23 protein-coding genes are annotated in these 19,609 nt (G+C 69.4%); all 23 read right to left on the bottom strand.

Going from position 1 to position 19,609, the window contains the following annotated elements; all coding sequences use genetic code 11:
* Positions 1 to 8 precede the first annotated feature (8 nt).
* The gene (locus ACWEFL_RS02890) at positions 9 to 620 is read right to left on the bottom strand and encodes a hypothetical protein (RefSeq protein WP_451706491.1); all 612 of its coding nucleotides are present in this window, start codon (positions 618 to 620) and stop codon (positions 9 to 11) included.
* Positions 617 to 1,711 (bottom strand): DUF5047 domain-containing protein, encoded by a 1,095-nt coding sequence (locus ACWEFL_RS02885; RefSeq protein WP_451706489.1) that lies wholly within the window; start codon positions 1,709 to 1,711, stop codon positions 617 to 619. The genes ACWEFL_RS02890 and ACWEFL_RS02885 overlap by 4 nt, the downstream gene beginning before the upstream one ends.
* The gene (locus tag ACWEFL_RS02880; RefSeq protein WP_451706487.1) at positions 1,712 to 3,946 is read right to left on the bottom strand and encodes a hypothetical protein; all 2,235 of its coding nucleotides are present in this window, start codon (positions 3,944 to 3,946) and stop codon (positions 1,712 to 1,714) included.
* 5 nt (positions 3,947 to 3,951) lie between these two features.
* On the bottom strand, positions 3,952 to 7,350 hold the full coding sequence (locus tag ACWEFL_RS02875; protein ID WP_451706484.1) for a peptidoglycan DD-metalloendopeptidase family protein: 3,399 nt from the start codon (positions 7,348 to 7,350) through the stop codon (positions 3,952 to 3,954).
* 196 nt (positions 7,351 to 7,546) lie between these two features.
* Entirely contained in the window at positions 7,547 to 7,816 is a 270-nt protein-coding gene (locus ACWEFL_RS02870) for a hypothetical protein (protein ID WP_451706482.1), read from the bottom strand.
* Positions 7,817 to 7,938: 122 nt separating this feature from the next.
* Positions 7,939 to 8,295, bottom strand: a complete 357-nt coding sequence (locus ACWEFL_RS02865; RefSeq protein ID WP_451706479.1) for a hypothetical protein — start codon at positions 8,293 to 8,295, stop codon at positions 7,939 to 7,941.
* A 112-nt stretch (positions 8,296 to 8,407) separates the two neighbouring features.
* Entirely contained in the window at positions 8,408 to 8,962 is a 555-nt protein-coding gene (locus ACWEFL_RS02860; RefSeq protein WP_451706477.1) for a phage tail tube protein, read from the bottom strand.
* Positions 8,962 to 9,156: a hypothetical protein gene (locus tag ACWEFL_RS02855; RefSeq protein WP_451706474.1), complete on the bottom strand. Its 195-nt coding sequence runs from the start codon at positions 9,154 to 9,156 to the stop codon at positions 8,962 to 8,964. Before ACWEFL_RS02855 ends, ACWEFL_RS02860 begins: the two co-directional genes overlap by 1 nt.
* Positions 9,153 to 9,554, bottom strand: a complete 402-nt coding sequence (locus ACWEFL_RS02850; RefSeq protein ID WP_451706471.1) for a hypothetical protein — start codon at positions 9,552 to 9,554, stop codon at positions 9,153 to 9,155. The genes ACWEFL_RS02855 and ACWEFL_RS02850 overlap by 4 nt, the downstream gene beginning before the upstream one ends.
* Positions 9,551 to 9,820, bottom strand: a complete 270-nt coding sequence (locus ACWEFL_RS02845) for a hypothetical protein (RefSeq protein ID WP_451706469.1) — start codon at positions 9,818 to 9,820, stop codon at positions 9,551 to 9,553. Before ACWEFL_RS02845 ends, ACWEFL_RS02850 begins: the two co-directional genes overlap by 4 nt.
* A gap of 3 nt (positions 9,821 to 9,823) precedes the next feature.
* Complete coding sequence (locus tag ACWEFL_RS02840) at positions 9,824 to 10,186, bottom strand: hypothetical protein (RefSeq protein WP_451706466.1); 363 nt, start codon at positions 10,184 to 10,186, stop codon at positions 9,824 to 9,826.
* Positions 10,180 to 10,581, bottom strand: a complete 402-nt coding sequence (locus tag ACWEFL_RS02835) for a hypothetical protein (protein ID WP_451706463.1) — start codon at positions 10,579 to 10,581, stop codon at positions 10,180 to 10,182. The genes ACWEFL_RS02840 and ACWEFL_RS02835 overlap by 7 nt, the downstream gene beginning before the upstream one ends.
* Positions 10,582 to 10,584: 3 nt before the next feature.
* On the bottom strand, positions 10,585 to 10,893 hold the full coding sequence (locus ACWEFL_RS02830; RefSeq protein WP_451706461.1) for a hypothetical protein: 309 nt from the start codon (positions 10,891 to 10,893) through the stop codon (positions 10,585 to 10,587).
* The gene (locus ACWEFL_RS02825) at positions 10,890 to 11,936 is read right to left on the bottom strand and encodes a major capsid protein (RefSeq protein WP_451706459.1); all 1,047 of its coding nucleotides are present in this window, start codon (positions 11,934 to 11,936) and stop codon (positions 10,890 to 10,892) included. The genes ACWEFL_RS02830 and ACWEFL_RS02825 overlap by 4 nt, the downstream gene beginning before the upstream one ends.
* 14 nt (positions 11,937 to 11,950) lie before the next feature.
* On the bottom strand, positions 11,951 to 12,340 hold the full coding sequence (locus tag ACWEFL_RS02820; RefSeq protein WP_451706456.1) for a head decoration protein: 390 nt from the start codon (positions 12,338 to 12,340) through the stop codon (positions 11,951 to 11,953).
* A gap of 19 nt (positions 12,341 to 12,359) precedes the next feature.
* The gene (locus tag ACWEFL_RS02815) at positions 12,360 to 13,079 is read right to left on the bottom strand and encodes a hypothetical protein (protein ID WP_451706453.1); all 720 of its coding nucleotides are present in this window, start codon (positions 13,077 to 13,079) and stop codon (positions 12,360 to 12,362) included.
* A gap of 64 nt (positions 13,080 to 13,143) precedes the next feature.
* Positions 13,144 to 13,953, bottom strand: a complete 810-nt coding sequence (locus tag ACWEFL_RS02810) for a hypothetical protein (protein ID WP_451706450.1) — start codon at positions 13,951 to 13,953, stop codon at positions 13,144 to 13,146.
* Positions 13,943 to 15,373: a phage portal protein gene (locus ACWEFL_RS02805; protein ID WP_451706447.1), complete on the bottom strand. Its 1,431-nt coding sequence runs from the start codon at positions 15,371 to 15,373 to the stop codon at positions 13,943 to 13,945. The genes ACWEFL_RS02810 and ACWEFL_RS02805 overlap by 11 nt, the downstream gene beginning before the upstream one ends.
* A 30-nt stretch (positions 15,374 to 15,403) precedes the next feature.
* Positions 15,404 to 17,080, bottom strand: coding sequence for a terminase (locus ACWEFL_RS02800; RefSeq protein ID WP_451706444.1), 1,677 nt, complete (start codon positions 17,078 to 17,080; stop codon positions 15,404 to 15,406).
* A 9-nt stretch (positions 17,081 to 17,089) separates the two neighbouring features.
* Positions 17,090 to 17,581, bottom strand: coding sequence for a phage terminase small subunit (locus ACWEFL_RS02795; RefSeq protein ID WP_451707293.1), 492 nt, complete (start codon positions 17,579 to 17,581; stop codon positions 17,090 to 17,092).
* 8 nt (positions 17,582 to 17,589) lie between these two features.
* Complete coding sequence (locus tag ACWEFL_RS02790) at positions 17,590 to 18,291, bottom strand: hypothetical protein (RefSeq protein WP_451706441.1); 702 nt, start codon at positions 18,289 to 18,291, stop codon at positions 17,590 to 17,592.
* A 52-nt stretch (positions 18,292 to 18,343) separates the two neighbouring features.
* The gene (locus ACWEFL_RS02785; protein WP_451706438.1) at positions 18,344 to 18,685 is read right to left on the bottom strand and encodes a hypothetical protein; all 342 of its coding nucleotides are present in this window, start codon (positions 18,683 to 18,685) and stop codon (positions 18,344 to 18,346) included.
* Positions 18,686 to 18,927: 242 nt separating this feature from the next.
* Positions 18,928 to 19,389: an HNH endonuclease gene (locus tag ACWEFL_RS02780; RefSeq protein WP_451706435.1), complete on the bottom strand. Its 462-nt coding sequence runs from the start codon at positions 19,387 to 19,389 to the stop codon at positions 18,928 to 18,930.
* Positions 19,390 to 19,609: the final 220 nt, after the last annotated feature.

Genomic DNA, 19,609 nt, shown 5'->3' with positions numbered 1-19,609 from the left:
GGTAGCTCCTATCGTGCGCGGCCGTGGATGGGGTCCAGTTGGATCCACGAGGTAGCGAGCAACGGGCCCGGTCCGTTGGTGATCGAGATCGTTCCGGATACGGGGTTGATCGCGACCGTTGCCCAGTTCTGCGCGACGCTCGTGGGCGCGAGGCCGCGGATCCATTTCTGTGGCGGGGCCGGGACAGTCGCGATGTTCGCGTTCGCCCCTGCTGCCACGGCGGTGCCTTTGATCATTCCGGAGAGCTGCAGGAGTCCGTCCGGCGTGTACCGGCAGGCGGGTGCCGGGTCGGAGCCGCCGCCGTTGGGCACCCATGCGCCGAGCAGGGGCAGCGCAGTCCATCCGTCCCCGCTGGTCGGGACCACGCGCCCGTCGGTGACCCAGTTCCCGACCGCATTCTGCGTGATCCGGATCTCGTCGCCGGGCTGCGGATGCTGGTAGGTATCCATCCTGCGGACAGGGATTCCGTCCGTAGTGGTGATCGTGCCGTCCGCGGCCACGGTGTCCACGGTCGCGAACTGCCAGTCAGCACCCCGTACCGCTGGGTCAGCGGCGCCTGCCCGGGTCGAGGCGCGCACAGCGGCGTCGGCGAGGTCAGCAGCAAGGCGGGCCGGAATCATGCGGCCTCCCGTGCGCTGATCGTTTTAATGGTGAAGTCTCCGTCGGGGCCCAGCGGGACGGGGAACGACGCGGCCTGGTGCAACTCCCTGCTGCCATCCGGATAGACGATGCGGAGAACATCCCCTGATTCGAGGGCCGGATTGGGAAGGCTCGCGATGTCCGCGGAGGCATTCGGGGCCCGCGACGCGCGCAGCTTCAGGGTGGCCGCCGCGGTGCACTGCCCCGAAGTGATCAGCGTTGGTGAGGAGTAGAAGAGGGGCCGTCGGCCGAGCGGACCGAACCAGTACGTCGGGGAGCCCGGATCGTTGTCGACGACCAGGGCTGACACCGCCGCCGTGTTCGTCTCGGCGTTCTCGCCCCGAGCCAGGACGCCGTTGTGGACGCCGTCGATGCTCATGCCGCGGGCGGCTTTGATGTAGACGCCGCCCTCGCCGGCGGCGATAGTCCATACCGGGTCGGTGGTCTGAATGTCCGGCAGCGGGGCGATAATCCATGTCCCGTCGGCGTCCGGGTAGACCTCGGCTCCGATCGCCGCCCCGATCTCGACGACCGCGGCCCACGGATCGGCCCCGATGTCATACGTCCGCGGCCCGATAGGTGCGTCGGTGGCGCGGCTGCTGTCGACCGCAGCGTCCGGCAGGGAGCGCCTGATCAGGGCGGTGATCGCACCGACCGCTGTCCCCGCCACCCGGTAGCGCGCCGTGAATTTATCGTCGGCGATCACGCACTCCTCCGACTTGCCGGCCAGGGTGACGGGCCCTTCGTCGACATCCCCACCGACGCTGTCGAGGCGGAAAACCCCCAGCGGGACCAGTTCCTGGCTACCGTCCGAGAACTGGATCCCTCGGGCCAGGCGCAGCCGGCCCCCGTACGTGGCCAGCTGGTCGGTCGCAGCCCTGGGGATCAGGGCCGGGTCCGCGATCGTGACCGAGCAGGTCCGACGGCAGGATGACCCCCGGTCCACCGTGACGCCGCCGCCGGTGTGCTCCAAGGGCACGGCGGTGCCGTCGGTCCGCAGCAGCACAGCCTCCGTCACGACGACATGGGATTCGGCGAGCGCGGCGAGGAACCGGGCAGAAACCGGATACATTCAGCCTCCGATCGGGCGGTTGAGGAACACGTCCTCCCACGTCGCGAACCGTGCGAGGACGTCGCCCCAGGTCGCGTTCTCGGTGAGGATGTCCTGCCACGTCCTCCCGGCGGACCCGGCGACACCGACGGCGACGGGCATGTCCGCCTGCCGCAACGGCAGCGTCCACACCCGCCACGGATCCTCGGCGTCCCCGCCCGCCCGCGGCCGCGCCACCTGGCCGACGCTCACGTAGGTATCGGGTTCGCCGCGGCCCGGCACGGTCTGCCACAGCAAAACCGCCCCCGAGGACAGCAGAAGCCGCAGCCGGTCGCGTTCGTCGTCGGTCTGGGTGTAGAGGACCAGGTCACCCTCGGGGCCGCCGCGGACATCGGACAACGTGACGGCGTTCGTCCGGCCGCGGACGCGGTGGTCGGCCTGCGTGATCGGCTCGGTCCAGTCCGGTGCCCGCCCCACCATGATCTGCATGTTCCGGTGCGGCCGTCCGGGGTCTTTCAGCCAGCAGTACTCGGGGTCGCCCGGTTCCAGGGTCACGGTGGCCGTGCGCCGGGTCTCCACCAGGGGGGATCCCGGGGTCCGCGACTCGATCAGGTAGTGCACGGGCACCCCGAGGGGGGCCTCGTAGTCCTCGACCACCTGCAGGTCCGTGGTGATGGGGACACCCGAGATCAGGCCACCGGGCCCGCGGACCAGGGTCCGGCGGCCGTCCTGCGTGACCCGCCACACAGTGAGCAGTTCGCCTGCATCCAGCTCCCGCAGCGTCAGCGTGATGTACGCCGACGAGGGGACGGCGTCCACCTGGGCGAGCGGGAGCGCGGGCCAGACCGCCACCGCGTCGACCCGCAGGCTGGACGACGGCGCGGTGGCGGTGAGCGTCCACTCCACTTCCACGGACGCGGCACCGGCCGGCGCACTGTGGTCGCTGGTGAGAGACCACCAGTCCGGAGTGGGAACGCCGCTCGGCGTCGAGGCGGTCAGCCCGAGATCGGTGCCGCCCGCGTCGTACCAGCGCAGCCCGCCGGAGCGCGTCCACCCGCCGGACGTCACGTTGGTCAGCACCTGCGCCCGGAACCCGGGGCCGCTGCCGGGAGCGAGCGGGAACCGCGCAGACCTGATCACGCTCGCCGTCGCCGTCGCGGAGGAGACGATGAGGGAGTACGAGCCCTCCGCGCCCGACCCCCACGCCGACCGGGCGAGCGTCGCCACACCCGAGACCACAGTCCACCCGGCGACGCCCTGCTCGTAGCTGGCGTCGGCGTACGGCACGACGCTCCCGGTGCGGATCGAGGGCGCGGCCACGATGACCGCCCCGTCCCACCGCAGCACCTGCCCAGCTGTCGCCCCGTCCACCCCGAGCGCGATCGTCGCGAACGCCGCCGACGGCGGCGCGAAAGCGGAGACGCGCTGCCGGTACCAGCCCGTCCCAGGACCCGTCAGGGCCGCCCGCGTGACCTGGACCTGGGAATACCCGGCGTCGTAGAACCGCAGCTCCACCCAGCACGCAGCCCCGACACCAGGCGGGTTCAGATACAGGTACGCCAGATACTCGACTCCCGGTGTCACGACCGGGAAGTCCGTGGAGCGGCAGGAGGCGTCACCGTTCGCGGTAACCGTCAGGGCCCCGACGTGCGCCCCGGCCGTATACGCGTCCACCGCCCACGACACCGGCGGCATCTGCCGGGCGACGGACGCGTTCACCGGGACGCCCCACGCCCAGAACCCGCCCCTCTCGTTCGTCTCCGTCGACGCCGACAGCAAGTTCCCCGTGGTCCGCTGAGGGGCTCCCAGGTACACGTTCTCGAAATGGTGGACCACACCGGCCCCGGCCGGCGTCATGGCGGAGACGACGACCTGCGCCGTGACCGCACCGGCCGGCGCCCAATCCGTCACCGCGATCCGGTGCCACGACGCCGACGCGGACGAGGTGGTCATCGACCACGAAATGCTGATCTCCGCGCCGCCCGCCGCGAGCCAGCGGATACCGATCCGCTCCGGCACGGTCGCCCCGGACGCGTCGGCGAACGCCTGATACTCCGCATACTCGGTCACCGGGACGGCGCCCACGGTACGGGCCCGCATCTCACCCGCCGCCACGCTGGTCAGACGCAGCGTCCCGTCACCGTTCCTGCCGCCCGAGCCCTTGGCGATGAAGCAGTTCAGCAGTGGCCACCAGCCGCTCACACTCGGGTCGGCCCGCTCGGTGACCGCCGACAGCATGTTCCCCGGAATCGGCACCAGCCCTACCCCCTGCCTGCGTTGTAGACGTCGACCAGCTGCCCGAGCGTGTCCTCGACCACGCCCTCGGACTCGACCCGCACCAGCCTGCGCAGCTCCTGGCCCTCGAAATACAGCCGCACCACCGGCACAGCCTGCTGCGGCGGAGCCACCCCGGCCACGCCCGCCGCCGCAGCCGAACCCGCAGCCGCCCGTGCTGCCGCCGCTCCGGCCGCCATCCGGACCGAGTCCTCATGCGAGTACACGGTCGCCGCCCGCCCGAACTGGACGATCTCCCAGCCGTTTTCGCCGACGATCGCCCGCTGCCCGGCCCGGACACGGCCACCGTCCGCGTAGCCGAGCAGCCGCTCGGGGTTGATCGACCGGCCGCCACGCCGGGCCTCGAAGTGCAGATGCGGCCCGGTGGTGTTGCCGGTGTTCCCGACCGCGCCGATCCGCATCCCCCTGGTGACCGTCTGCCCGGTACGGACACCCATCGAGGACAGGTGTGCGTACAGCGAGGACAGGCCGCCGCCGTGCTGGAGCAGCAGGTGATTGCCGTACGGGCCGCCCGAGCGGGCCGACTGCACCACACCCGCAGCAGCAGCGCGGACCGCCGTGCCGATGGCCGCGGGGAAGTCCGTGCCGGTGTGATATCCGCTGCTCCACATTCGCCCGCGGACTCCGTACCGGGTCCCAAGCCGGGCGTTCACGGGCCGCCCCCAAGAGCCGCCCCCACCGCCGCCGCTGTCACCGCCGAAGAAGCCGCTGGCAGCCGAGAGGACCTTGTCCTTGAGACCGGCCAGCATCTTCCCCGGCACCTTGCCGATCATCTGCGCGAACTTCGACGCACCGATCTCCTTCACCTTGTCCCGGATAAAGGCGGTGGCCTTCTCCCACATCTTCGACGGGTCTGAAAGGAAATCGACGCCGCTCATCACGGCTCCACCGATTTTCTTCGCCGTGTCGCCGAGCCAGTCGGCCGCGTCGCCGAGAATTCCGCCCTTGGCCATCAGCTGCGTCCCAGCCGCCGCGTGCAATGCGAGCGCCCTCGACCGATACCTCGGGTCGGTCGGGATCACGAACTCGGGATGCCGCGGGTTGCCCTCGCCGACGATCGCCGTCGGCCGGTTCACCTTCATCGGCGCGGCCGGACCCCACCCGTTACCAACTGTGCCACCAGCGGCGAGGAGTTTCGGCGCGGCAGGCAGAGGGTCGAGTCCGACGAATCCGGCCACGCCATCCCAGACCTTTTTGATGCCCTTCGTGTAGACCCACTCGATGATGAAATTGACTGGGCCTTTGGCGATGTCCTTGACCTTGTTCCACGCCTTGCCGATCGCGTCCTTCGCGAGCCCGAAAGCGTCACCGACCAGGGCCACGCCCGACTTGATCTTGTCGAACGCAGGCTTGATGCCCTTGTCCCACAGCCAGGACGCTTTCTCTGAAATCCACCCGAATACTGGGCTGATGACCTCGTTCCACAGCCACTTTCCGGTGTCACCAACGGTCCGAATGCCCAACTTCAGCAGGTCAAAGCTGGGCTTGATGCCGTTGTTCCACAGCCATTTCGCCTTCTCCGCGATCCAGCCGAACACCGGTGAAATGACATTCGTCCACAGCCACTTGCCCGCGTCGCCGACCGTCTGAATACCCAGCTTGAACAGGTCGAACGCGGGCTTGATCCCATTGGTCCACAACCACAGCGCGGCTGCTGCGATCCCGTCGAAAGCCGGTTTGATCGCTACCGTCCACAGCCATCCGGCGACCGCCGCGAGCAGCCGGAAAGCGAGCACGATCGGCGTGACCACGGCGACCACTACGATCGCGACCAGGATCTTTGCCGCTGTCCAGATGAACGAGAACACGGGCGACAGGACGGTCGTCCACAGCCACGACGCTGCCGTGCCGATAGCCCGTAGCCCGATCATCAGGCCGTCGAATCCGGGCTTCAGCGCGTTCGTCCACAGCAGGTCCCACCCGGTCTTGATTCCGGCCCACGTCGCCTGAACAATGCCGCGGAAGGTGTCGGACTTGTTGTAGGCGACGACCAAGAGCGTGACCAGCGCGGCGATACCCGTGATGATCAGCCCGATGGGGCTCGCGGCCATCACGGCGTTGACGATGCCCTGCGCGATGGCATATCCGCGCGTCACTGCAGCCGCAGCGATGATGACACCGCGGTAGATCGAGAACACCGCGGTCATCGCAGCGGTCGCAATGGCGCTCGCGTTGACCGTGATTGTCACCCCCGCGATCGCCACGCCGAGCGGCAGCAGCCACGCCCCGTATTCCTTGAGCCACCGCACCCCGGCCATGAAAGCGGTGGCGACCGCAGTGACGGCGCGGACGAGGATCCCGCCGAGGAAGCCGCCGACGGTCCGGGCGGGAGGAAGGATGTACCGGTTGAGGAAGTCACCGAACTTGGCGACGGCCGGGAGGACATGCGCGGTGATGAAGTTGACCAGGCCCTGCATGAACTGCCGCTTGAACACCTCGATCGAGTTCGTCGCCGAGCTGTGGAGGGTCTTGCCCATCTTGTCCGCCGCGCCGCCCACCTTCCCCAGCGTGGATGTCGCGGCCGACGGATCCAGTGCGAACAGCGACTGCTGGAGGTCCTCGGCCTGGGTGCCGAACAGCATCACCGCGGTCTGGCTGCGCTTGGCGGGGTCCTCGATGCCGCGCAGCCGGTCCAGGACCGTGTCCAGAGCGGTCGCCGCGGCGGGCCCGCCCTTCGAGAACGCCTGCGCCATCGCAGAGGCATTCAGGCCGATCCGCTTGAACCCCTCCGCCGAATCCTCCGAGCCGTCCTTCGCCCGGATCGCGAACTCCTTCAGCGTGTCGGCGACGATGTCACCATCACGGGCACCCGCCGCGAGACCCTGGCTGATCAGGCCGATAGCCTGCGACCCGGTCAGACCGAGATCGCGGAACTGAGTGCCGTACTCGTTCAGGGTGTCGAGGAAGTCCTCGCTCTTGTCCGCGCCGGTCTGGAAACCGCGCGTGATCAGATCGAACGCTTCGGTGCTGTCCTTCGCGAGCCCGGTTTTGACGAGCTGTCCGGCCGCACGGGCCGAAGCGCCGACATCCGTCTCGAACGTCTCCGCCAAGTTGAGCGCGCTCTTGGTGAGTCCTTCCACTTCCTTCTTCGGCGCGTTGATCGACACGACGCCGTTCTGCGCGAGCTGCCGCAGCGCCGTGTTGACCTCGTCGATCGACTGGCCGTAGCCCTTGGCATAGATCCCACCAGCCGTCTTGCCGACCTGATCGGCCTGCTTCGGGCTCAGTCCGAGCGACGCGGCCAGGCGGGCGTTGGACTTGTCCTGCTCCACGGCCTGCGTGAACGCCTCCGCGAACAGCACGCCCGCGCCTGCGGCCACTACCGCAGCGCCCGCCAGCAGCCCGGTCTTCAGGTTGGCGAGCATGGTCCGGCTCATCGCCTGCCCGGACTGCTCGCCCACGTCGGCACCGACCTGAACCGTCGGCCGGCCGATCTCCTGCTGCAGCGCCGCCGCGAACCCCCGCGCGGACGGTACGACGGAGACGTAGCCGACGCCGACTTCGACAGCAGTGGTCACAGCGGATCGCCGCCCTTCCGGTGTGGGTTGGGCGGCGCTCTACTCATGCCGCTGGTGCGTGGGTCCTGGTCCGCTCGCGGTGCGCGAGCAGCTCCGCCGCAGTGATACGGCGTTTGCGCTTCACCCCAGGCCGCTCGACCGGCTCGGGCGGCCGGGACTGCTCGTGCGACTTGAGTCCCTCGTTCGCCCGCTGCCAGTTCGCCATGTTCAGGGCGTCGATCGTGTGCGCCTGCAGATGCTCCCCGAGCCCCCACATGCTGTCCTCGTCGCCGAGCGCCAGCCGGGTCCGTGCCCCGCCCGGGAGCTGCCTCACCAGGACCCCGAGTTCGCGCCACGTCAGCAGGGGGCGGCCGCTCCCGTCCCGGGCGAACAGATCGCCCAGCCGGACGCCGTAGTGTTCACGCAGGTCAGCCTCGATAGCCTCGCCGTGCTCGCTCAGGAGTCGGACGAGGCCGGCGATTCCCCCGGGTCCACGCCGCAGTGCTTCGTGTACGCCCCGAACAGCGGCTCCAGCTTCCACTGCGGCAGCCCGGCTTCCTCGAAGTCCGCCCACTGCTTGTCGCCGAGTGCGACCCGGAAGGCGCCAATCATCGCCGCCGCGTCGCCGCCCTGTGCGGCTTTCATCAGCGGCATGATGTTGAGCGCCTGGAGGTGCTGCATCGTCCACCGGCGCTTGGCGTGCTGGAAAACAAACGGGGTCAGTTCGACCTCGCACGGCACGGCGTCGAGGTTGAAGTCGAACGGTGCGTTGTCCGGCCGCCGGGCCGGGGTGGTCTTCTTGGCAGTTGCCATGGCGCGGGTCTCCTGTCTGCGCGCGGGCCGACTGGGCTGAGGAGGCGGACGGTCCGGACCCGCGCAGATCGGACCGCCCGCCGCTGAGGGGAGCGCTGAAGAGTGCCCCGGACTACGGAGTGACGACCGCCTGCGGGTCGTCCGTGATGTCGATGTACAGCGTCTTGTCCGCCGCCGGATAGACGGTGATCGTCAGCTCGTACGCCGTCAGCTCCGAGTCCGACAGCGTCACCTCACCGACCTCGTCGACCTCCCCCTTCGGGATCACCCTGCGCTTGACGATGTCGCCGTCCCGCAGCTCCAGCCCGAACGCGCGTGGGTCCGACGTCGGGACCTTCACCGTACGAGTCGTAGTGCCGGTGGTAGTGACCGCCGTTGATCCAGGGTTCACCAGCCCGAAGACGACCAGATTGTCCTCAAGGCACGTGACCTTGATCTGCCGCTTGTGCTTGCCCCTGGTGGTCCGCACCAGGACCCCGCCCCACGCGTAGTGGTCGGTGGAGTCCTGATCACGGGACTCAGACGCCCCGTCCTCGCTGAGGAGGCCAGCGGCCTTCCACGCTGCGGCCCATGCCGTCGTGGTATCCGTCGGCGCGGTTGACCCCACCGGGGCCGCATACAAATCGGCGCCTTCCCAGAGCCTCGGGTTGTCGGTGTCACCAGCCATCAGCTGTCTCCCTTCTCGGTCCTGCCGCCAGCGGCGACGGTCTTGGACGTGGCGCGGGCCGTCTTGTCGGCGGGCCGGGCGAACCCGTCCTTGATCAACTGCTTCGCCTCGATGTCGTCGAGGTCGGCGGTCTCGTCAGGCTGGTACTCGGTGCCGTCCACGGTCCGTGGATAGGCGAAAGTCACCCTCGTCATAGGGCTGTTCCTCTCATCGTCACGTCGAAGGTGAAGGCGAACCGCGCCTGGCCCGACTCCTTGTCGGGCAGCCACTGCGGGCCCCCGGTCGCCGGGCGATACAGCGTCGTCCCGCCGTGCGTACCGCGGGCCGCGCCAAGCAACGCCCGGCACACCGCCATCAGGTCCTGCGCGTCCGACTCATCCGCGCCCCAGCACTCCACATCGAGGCGCGGCCGGTCCGTCACCACGGAGTGCTGCACGCCACCGATCCGCTCAATCCGCACGAACCGCACCGGCCGGGGCGAAGGAACTCGTGAGCCGACCGGGACGACGATCCCCCGAGCCGTGAGCCGCTCGCGCAGGTAGTCGCAGGTGACCTCGACCGCATCCGGCATCCGCACAGGCGGCGCGCTCATGACCCCCGCTCCGCATCGAGGCCGCGGAGCAGCGCCCGCCGGGACTCAGCCGGATCGGACGTGCCGTAGTCACCGATCACCGCGCCACGCACACGCCGCGGCTCTTCGGAGATGTCGGTGCGGAACTGGCCCGCGTCCGACTCCGCCGCAGCCTTCGCGGCAGTCTCGATCTCGCGCGTCTTCGCCTCGATCAGCCGCCGGGTGGCGGGCGTCTTCAGAAACCGGACGATGTTGCGGCGGTTGGGCACAATCCGAGTCCGCGCCATAGGTCAGCCCTCCACGGCCTTGAGCCGGATCTCGTAGTGGTGCAGCTCGCCCGGGGTGTACGCAGGGCCCGGCGGCCCGATCACCTCGAAGTGCAGCCCCTGCCAGTGCACCCGGGCCGACCCGTGCACGGTCAGCGGCACCCCGGCAGTGGTGTGCGGGTTGCAGACCATGAGCCACTCGCCGATCTGCGCGTCCCGCTGGTCGATGTCCTCACGGCCTATGGTCTGCTGCATCCACGCGGCGACCTCGGCGTGTGTCGTCGCGCCCGGCGACCAGTCGTCGACCTCGTTCCCGTACCGGTCCTGCTTCTGGCCGGGGTGTTCGACGTCGACCAGGTGCGGCAGCAGCGCATCGTCAATCACCACCGCCCCCAGTCCGCCGGGTCGTTCCGCCAGCCGGGCAGGCCCTGATCCACCAGGGACAGGGTGTATGCGGCATCAGCGTCCGGATCCGCCTCGGGGGGCTGCAGCTGGTCGACCTCGGCCTCAGTCAGGTAGAGGCCGCCGTCCTCGCCGAGGGTCTCGGAGTACTGGCCGATCGTTCTCTGTCTGTATCCGCCGGGGTTGGCCATGACCCGGCGGACCACGGCGATGCAGATCGCACGGGTCGTGTCCGTATCCGGAGTCCACCCGACGGGGATCTTCCCGCGCATCAGCGCCGACGCGTCCGTCAGATACGCGATCGCCTGCGACCTTCGGGGCTCGGCGAGCGGCCCGGCCCGCTCCTCGTACTCGACGATCGTCGCGAACGGATCCGCCACGGCCTACTCCCTCGGCTGCTCGGGCTCGATCACCCCGGCGTCTTCGAGCGCGCCGATGACCTGCTCCTTCGACCAGGAGGAGACATCCAGGTCCGCGTCGACGTGCTGGGCTGCGTACTCCCGCCACGCCTCGACACCCGAGCCGCGCCCGGACCGGGGAGGCTCGGCGAGGACCTCGTCCTCCTGGCCGGCCTCGGAGTCGTCTGCCCATGCGTGGGCCCCGATCCGCTTCGCCACTGCGGGCGGGATCTCGTCGTCAGGCCCGTACGCGACCCCGTCGACGTGCACGTATGCGATCAGTCGTCGGCTCATGCCAGCACCTGCGCCTTGAACGTGAGGTTCGGCTCCCGCAGTACCGGGATCCCGACCGCTGCGGCGTGCGTCCACAGCCTGACGGGGTCCTTCGTCTTCCACGTGCCGGCGACGATGCCAGGCTGCTCGCCGGGCTGCAGGTCGTAGTCCTCTTCAAGGGACTCGGCCGTCGTGCCGAGCAGCGTCGCCCCCAGGGCGGTCGGCTGCGACGCGGTCGTCGATCCAGGCGCCGGGAGCAGCGCGATCGCGTTCGCCGGGGTGATCCGGGTGGACACGCCGTCGATCCGGACCCGCGCGTCGTACACCTCGACCGGCGGCAGACCCATGCCTTCGAGCACGTTGCTCACCTGTTCGTTGTTGACCATCGGTGCGCTGCCTGAAGCGGCCAGCGGAAACACCTGGTCGATCACCTGCTTGCACTGGCGCATGTGAATGAGCGCCGCCTTCGGCATGAGGATGACCGCGGGCTTCTCACCCGTGGTGTCCTCGTAGGTGTCCACCCACGATTCGATGTCGTCGATCGGAGCCGCGGTCGCGTGCACCGACCAAAGCACGGCGGCGACGACTGAATGCCCGGCCGCGCGGCCGAAGTCGATGGTCTGCTTCAGCTCGGTGATCGGCACGGTCGCGTTGACCAGTGCACTGCCGCGGCCGACCTCGAACCGTGCGGCCAGGTTCCCGGCCAGGCGCTGCGCGTCGCGGGCGATGAACGGCAGTGCGTCATTGCGGGTCAGCTTCCGCAGGCGCAGCCGGTCGTACTCGTTGAGCGGGAGCTTCTCGCTCATGGGCGGCAGTTCGCCCATCACCTTGCCGAGGCCCTCACGGCGGCCGATCTTCGACTCGGTGTCCCATGACCGGTAGGAGGCAGCCTCGGAGAGACCGCCACCGCCCTTCACGAACTCGAACGCGATGTCGTCGACCTCGACGTTCGGCAGCCAGCGGGACAGGGTGAACTTGTTCACCTGCAGATCCCGCAGTGCTGCCCGGATCAGTCCGGTGAGCTGCGTCGGCTCGATGAACTCTGTGTCCAGGGTCCAGCTCATCTCTTCACTTCCTTTCAGACGAACCGGATAGAGCCGGCGACGTCGGCCTTGCCATTGGCATCGACCGCGACGGGCAGGCGGGATTCACGGACCTTGCCGTGGGTGAACAGAGCACCGGACGGGTCGAGGGTGTTGACCGCAGGGGCCTTGACCGCCGCGAAGAGGAAGCCGACCAGCTTCTCCCGCCCGTCCGCCGCAGCGTTGTCGTAGGGCCCGAACTTCCCGCCGATCGTGATCTGCCCGAGCGGAATACCGGACTTGAAGTAGCCGTCCGGGTAGTGCGTCGACGGGGTGAACGTCGAGGTGTCGAGCGTGATCGTCTCGGTTGCCTGGGTGCCGTGCTCGGAGCCGAGCCACGACTGATCGTCACTGCCGAACGTCTCCGTCTTGATGCTGAGTTCCATCGTGTGATCCCTCCAGAGATCAGGTCTGGTTGCCGCCGCCGAGCAGGGTCTTGTACATCTCGGCACCTTCGGCGACCCCGCCGCCCTGCTTGCCGCCGCGCCGTCGGGTGCCCTGGTATCCGCCGCCCTGGCGACGCCGGCGGCGCGTGTCGCGCTCCTCGCCGTCGTCCTCGTCGTCCGTGCCGGACTTCTTCTTGGGGACCAGGCGGTCGACGAGTTCGGCGATCGCGTCGTCGTCGACTTCACCGTCCTCATCGACGTACTTCTTCAGGTTCACGTCGTCGGCGACGTCCTTCGCGTTCTCGATCCGGCCCGTGGCCGCGGCGAGGAACGCGCTGCGGGCGACGCGGACACCAGACTTGACGCGCTCTTCGGCGCGGGCGGCGGCGACCGCTTCGTCGACCTTCTTGTCGAGGTCGCTCATGCCCTCGCGCTTGATCCTCGCGAGCTCCTTCGCGTCGGCGGCGTTCTGCTTCGACCGCTGTTCGTGCTTCCGGGCCAGCGCCTTGTGCTTCTCGGCCTCGGCCTTCCAGTCCTTGCCATCGTCGCCGTCCTTGTCGGACCCGTCGCCGTCGTCGTCCTGGTCGCCGTCATCCCCGTCGCCGTCGTCCCCTTCTCCTTCCTTGTCGGACCCGTCGCCGCCGTCCTTGTAGAAGAACGGCGAGAACAGGCCCCCGGGGTAGGGGTGTGCCCAGGCCGACTCGATGCCGGGCAGGGCGGGCAGGGTGCGCTTATGCATGGTGATGTCTCCCGTGTCGGGGCGAAGGATGTTCGTGGGGATGCGCCGTGTCGGCGCCGTACGGTCACGCGGCCGGGATGTCGTCCGGGCCGGTGAAGTTGTCGCGGCGTACGGCCAGCAGGGGGCCGATCTCGCCGTGCTGCCGGGTGATGATGATCTGCCGGTAGTCCGGCGTCCGACCGCCACGATCCGACGCGCCGATGTCGCGGGCGATCGCATCGTGGGCTTCCTTGAGCAGATCTTCATCGATGACCTGCCCCGGATCCCGGATCCCAGGGATCGGCTCGGGCTTGCAGTGACAGCCCGGATGGATCGGCATCAAGTCGGCGACCCGGTACCGCTGCGTCGACGCGATCGTGCACAGCGCGCAGCTGTTCCCCGAGCGCTTCAGCCGTCGCCGGTAGAACCGCGCGCCGCCGCGCTCCATCGACTGCTGTGCCGCATGGGTCCGAGCCATCTGCAGATCCGTCTCCGTGATCGACAGCAGCCGCGTACGGCCCTGCCTCACGGCGTCCACGAAATCGTGCCCGGCCGCGAGCGCGGTCCACGTCTGCACGAACGGCCGCCGGTACACCTCCTCCGGAGGCGTGCCCCGCAAGTTCTCGGCGAGCCGCACGCCGGCCGGGGCCACGCTGGTGCCGAGCATGTCCGCGATCGTCGCCGTCAGATACGCATCGGTCACCGCGCCCATCTGCGCCTGCGTCGCCACGACGACCGGCACCACCCGGTCGATGAACTCCAGCGCGTCCACATCCCGGTAGCTGGTGAGGCTCTCGAACGCGGCGAGCACGAACGAGATCAGCCGGTCCCGCAGCGACCCGGTCAGGGCGTCGTACCGCTCGGCGAGCGCCGCCTGCAGCGCCTCACTGGGCATCCGCACCACCGCCGTCGGGGACGTTGCCCGCGGACGGTGCCGCGGCCGGGGCGGGAATCAGCGACGCGGCCAGCAGCGCCTGAGACGCGGCACCCGCCGTAATCCGCCGGACGGTCGCCGGGGTCTCGCCCATCTGCTCCGCGATCACATCGAGCGGATAGCCGATGGACTTCAGCTTCGTCGCCGCGTCCGCCTTGACCGCGAGGGTCGAGTGCGCCGGATTGGCCCACCGCACCTCGGCCTCGGTGTAGTCCTCCGGCACGCCGGCCTGCGCCGCGGCCAGCGACATCACCGACTCCAGGCCCTCGCCGAAGGTGGCAATGTGCTCCAGCATCTTCGCCACATGCAGGATGTCCAGCGCCCCGACCGTGTCAGCGCCGATGTTCACCAGGTCGCCCGCGTAGTAGTACGCGGGGGTCTGCGACAGGATCAGCATGTCCCGCACATCGCTCGCGTGTTCCTTCAAGAACCCGCTGAGGTCAGTGGCATCGAGCTGCCCGAACGAGGTGTCCTTCCCCTCGCTCGCCCAGATACCCAGAGGCGAAGGGATGAACGGGTTCACGGCCGTGGTCTTGCCGGTGGCCGGGTCGACCGACTTCTCGAAGGTGTGCCCGGTAACCCAGCCCTGCCGGAACCCGGAGTAGCGGGATGCCGCCATGCGGTTGAGGACGCCCATGTTCAGCCGGTCCTGGATGTCCATCACCCCGGCGAACTCCGGGGCCGGATCCTCGCCCAGGTCCGGCATCCGCGCGAACTCGACCAGCGGCATGCCGCCCAAGTCATGAGCCCGGCCGTCGTCGAGGGGTTCCCACGTGTCCGGGCCCCACGGCAGGCGGCCGGGACCGCACCGCCCCTTCGTCCGGTACGAGAACGCCTCATCGTCGAAGAGGACGTGCGCGTAGCCGTAGCCGTCGATGTCGTTGTGGAACGCCTTCAGCCCGACGAAGGGTTCACCGGTCTCCGGGTCGCGCTCGACGATGCACTCCGACGGATGCTCCGGCGTGATCAGCGGCGAGGGCCGGCCATTGTCCTCCGTACGGATCGGGTGCTCGCCGACCAGCATGTACCCAACCGAGCGGGCCATCGCCAGCCTCCACACCAACTTCTGCCTGCTGTCGATCCGGTTCTGCTGCCACCAGCGCGACGCCCGGTCATCCGGCTCCCCGTCCGGCCCGATCACACCCAGGGCAAGCAGCCGGTGCACGGAGGCGTTCGCGATCAGCTGGCACACGTTCGTCCGGGACCGGCGCTGGAACTCGATGAACGCGTCCGTGGCGTTCTTCGGCAACTGCGGAAGCGGCGGCCGGCCACAGTAGTACCGCCACCACTCATCCATCACCCCCCGCCGCTTCCGCAGCTTCCTCCCGAGCCGCAGCAGCCAGAAGTCCGGGTTGTCCAGCTCCGGAGTCTCATCGAGCACGACAGTGCCCCCCTCTTCTCTGGAACCGGGTCAGAACGTGAAGCCACCCATGGGCTCTTCCTCGACAGCGATGCCCTTCGCGATCGCGTCGAGACGGCACTGCCACGCCAGCACCGCAGCGACAGCGGCGTCGATCTTGTCGGGGCTGTCCGGGTTGGCCTTCATGATCTGGATCCCGGAACGGGTCTTGCGCCGACGAGCGTTGAGCAGATGCCGCACCAACGCCGACGACCCGTCATGGGTGAGCTCCCCCTCGGTCAAGGCGGTGTGGAACTTCTCCAGCGCCCGGACGATCAACGTCGACCGGCCGCCGGTCATCCACCACTCGATCGGATGGTTCCGAGTCGCCTGCACCTTCAGCCGCGGACCGTACGCCGCCTCCCAGTCCGCGACGTGCGACTCCCACTTGGCGGGGTCGGCGTAGAACCCGACCACGTCCCACGTCTCGAACGCCTCGTGAACGGCGGCCAGGATCTCCAGGACCGGGACCCGCCACTCGACCGGCTTGCCGTCCGGCCCGATCACCGGACGCTTCGGTGCCTCCCACACCCCGATCGTGAACACATGCCCGTCGGAGAGACGGCATCCGATCAGCGCGGTCGCGTCGGTCACCCCGCGGGCCCGCTTCCGCGACCCGTCGAACCCCAGCGTGATCCGCTCGCCGGGCTGCACGGTCCTGCCGAGGTCGGACGACGCCCGCACCTCGGGCTGCGACAGCCACGCATCCGACGCGTGCGTGACCTGATTCAGCAGATCGCCCCGCAGATCCTGCGGCTCGTTCGATGTGTCCCAGAACTCGCTCGTGAGCCGGTCAATCGGCGACCAGCCCGGCGCACACGGCGGATCGTGCAGCACACACCCGTCCGGATGATCCGAGCTGTCCCCGTACGCGTACCGGAGCCCGGCGATGAGGGACTCCTCGTCGCTCATGTCCGTCTCGGGCGGCGCCTCACGGTGGTCGACCAGGATCCCGCGCGCCCGCGACCGGCCGTCCAGGATCGCCTGATAGTCGGTCGCGGACCGCTCCGCGACCGACCCCTCGCCGGGCGTGTACGCGTTCGGCGTCTCGATGATGCTGCCGCCCAACTTTGCAGCATTCAGCCGCAGCACCTTCGCCAACCGGACCCCGCCGTTGGAGTCCTTCCACTCCTCCGTCTGATCCAGCGACGCAAAGCACGCCGGGTCACCCTTCGCCGACGTCGCCGACGAGGTGATCGGGCTGATCTCCCCGCGGGGCAGGTATACGACCGTGTCCAGCACATCAAGGCCGTAGTCCGTCGACAGCGACCGGCCCCGCGCCATCTCCAGCAGCGGGATCCACGTGTTGTCCGTCTGCTGCTCGGTGACCGCCGCGATCCGCACCAGCGGCGTACGGACCGAGTGCCACGGACGGCCGACCGGCTCGCCGTAAGCGTCCCAGCCGTCCGGAACGACGTCGGCGCACGCCTCGGCGAGTGCGATCCCGCCCACGAACGGGCTCTTGCCCCAGCCTCGCGGGCGGGACAGTAGTCCGCGGTGAATGATCCGCTTCCCGGTGACGGGATCCAGCTCGTAGTACCCGAGCAGGAAGTCCGCCTGCTCCTGGGTGGGAAGGAACGGCGCGCCGTCGTCCCGGCCAGGCTGCGCCAAATTCTGGATCATCCAGTCGATGACGTACCAACCGAGGGTCGGGCGCTCACCTTCGAACTCGGGGCCGCGCCACGGCATGACCGCCCCCTACGAACCAGCCGCGCCCGCGTCCGGCCGGGCCTCCTTGCCGCCCGGCAGGGACCGCAGCTTCGCCGCCCCGTACCGCTCCCGCGCCGACGGAGCCCCCGAACTGCCACGGCCCTGGTCGGCGTTGTCCGCCTCGGCGAACACCATCCGCAACCGGGCCCGGTCCGCCGGCGTCGCGCCGAACGCCGCCACGCGCAGCCGCAGCTCGGCCGCCGCCGACTGGTCGCCCGACCACAGCCGAGCATGGATCAGCGCGGTATCGAGCAGGAACTGCCAGTCCGTCGTACCGAAATGCTCAGCCTGCGGCGAGTCGATCCACATCTGCCACCACACCCGCGTCCGCGCCGGCCACACGAACTCCACCAGCTCGCCGTCCCGCTCAACGTGAATATCCGGCAGCTCCGGAGCCTCCGCGCGCTCCCACCGGAGAACCGTCTGTGGCACCGCGTCCGCATTCCGCCGCTCCTTCCGCCCCTTCGGCGGCGGGCCCATCCCGGCCATCAGCCGACCCCCCTCTGCTCTTCACACGTCCACGGGATGCCCAGCACCCAACGGGCCCGGCTCAGGCCGCACAGTCGACACGTCTGCGGATCCACAGCGAAGTCGTGCCCGCCCTCGGTCATCCGCCGGGCCAGCACCTCAGCGCACGACTCCCGCCGTTCCGTCGTCTCCCACCCGTATCGGTCCCTGAGGCACCGTGAGCAGCGCACCGGATCGTTATGCCCTGGGCCGCCGAACGAATGCCCGCCAGCTTCCTTCTGCCGCCGCGTCTTGATCGCCTCAACGATCTCGCCCCAGTCACGCAGCCGATCGAACCCCAGCGCGGTGGTCACCGCGTCCATGTGCTCGACCTCGCGCTGCACGGGACCGACCCGACCGGCGGCCTGACCCGCCTCGGCGAGCGCCTGCTCGAACCGGCTCGTGTCCGCCTCGACTGACACTGACGTGGACTCCGGGAACAACCCGGCCTCGATAATCCCGCCGCGGAGCGCGTTCGCCGGGATATCGACCCGCTCGCTGAAGACCAGCACGGCCCGCGCCCCAGTCCGGGCCGCCACGCCCTCCCAGTGCTCACGCCACGGATCCGTCTGCGCCCCGCCAAGCAGCACCCGCTGCGGGGTGTACTCGTCGATCACAAGGACGAACGGCGCCCGCTCATCAGCGGCCCCCTCGGGCAGTTCAAGGATCTGCAAGCGTGCCATGTGCTGTACCTCCCGTGTCGGGTGCCCGCCGAGGCGCACCCGTGCCGGGCCGCTACAGCAAGGCGTCGATGATGTGCTGCAGATCCCCGAGCCGCTGAGGCGTGCCGCCCCACGTCCGCCCGGTCACTGCGATATAGCGGCCGTCTCCGTAGATCTCCACCGAGCCCGGACCGACCGCGATCCGCCGCCCATGCGGCAGAACTCCGTACCCCCAGATGTGCAAACCCCGGCCGGAACGGCTGATCTCGACCCAGCAGCCCGACGCGGCGTCGATGATCTGCCGCGCCCACGGCAGCACCTCGCCGTCGGCGTCGAGCGCGCCATCGAGGTCGAGGCACACGACCCCGTCGCCGTTGAGAACGAACCCCGCACCGACCCCGGCCGCGCTCGCCACGGCGTCACGATGCCGGGACCACGTCGACGGATCCGTACTCGACGCCACCGAACCGCCGACCGTGAGCGGCACCTTGCGGGCGGTGTGCCGAATCCACCGCGGACGACGAGTCAGCTCGGCCGGGATCGTACGGCGCGCCCGGTGCGCGGCGACCCGGCACCGCCCTGAGCAGAACCGGGCCACGCTGCGGGCCGTGGCCGGAATCGGACCTCCGCAGTGCTGGCAGGCGGGCCCCTGCGGCTTCACGCTGCCACCTCGGGCAGCTTGTCGCCCTTCGCCACGTTGCATTCGAGGTGCGAGAGCTGCACGTTCGCGAGCGTGTGCGCCCCGCCATGCTTCAGCGGAAAGATGTGATCGACTGATGGCGAATCGCCGAGCGGCTGCGTACAGACGCCGCACACGCCGTTGGACTTCGCCACGATCGCCGCGAAGTCGACCCGTTCAAGCTCGCCGCCTGTGCGGTGGTACGCGTCGAGGTAGAGCTGATTCGACTTCGTGCAGATCACGGACCCGCACGTCACGCCGTACTTGACAATGCCGCCGCCGCAGTAGGGGCAAGGCTCGCCCTCGAACCTTGGCCACACGTACGGAGCCCCGTGGCGCCGACCGTGCCGGTCGCGGCAGTCCCCCGAGCAGAACTCGATCTCGGATCCATCGGGCAGGAAGAGGCGCTTGCGGCATTGGCGGCACTTCGTCTTCTGCATGCACCCATCATAGCAGCGACTGTAACGCATAGAGGCCATCTGACCTGCGAAAATCGTCCGCACGCCAGGGGGTGCGGCGGGCTGAGAGGCGCTCTGCGAACCCTCACCCGCGCGCCACCAAAACAGCCCGCCGCATCCCTGCCCGCCCGCCAGCGAGCCGCCCAGAGACCCCCACGGGGCCCAAATCCCCAGACCCGTACACAACCCGAGCCGCAGCACC

The organism is Streptomyces sp. NPDC004838 (assembly GCF_053600955.1).
This window is presented reverse-complemented; position numbering and strand designations above follow the sequence as displayed.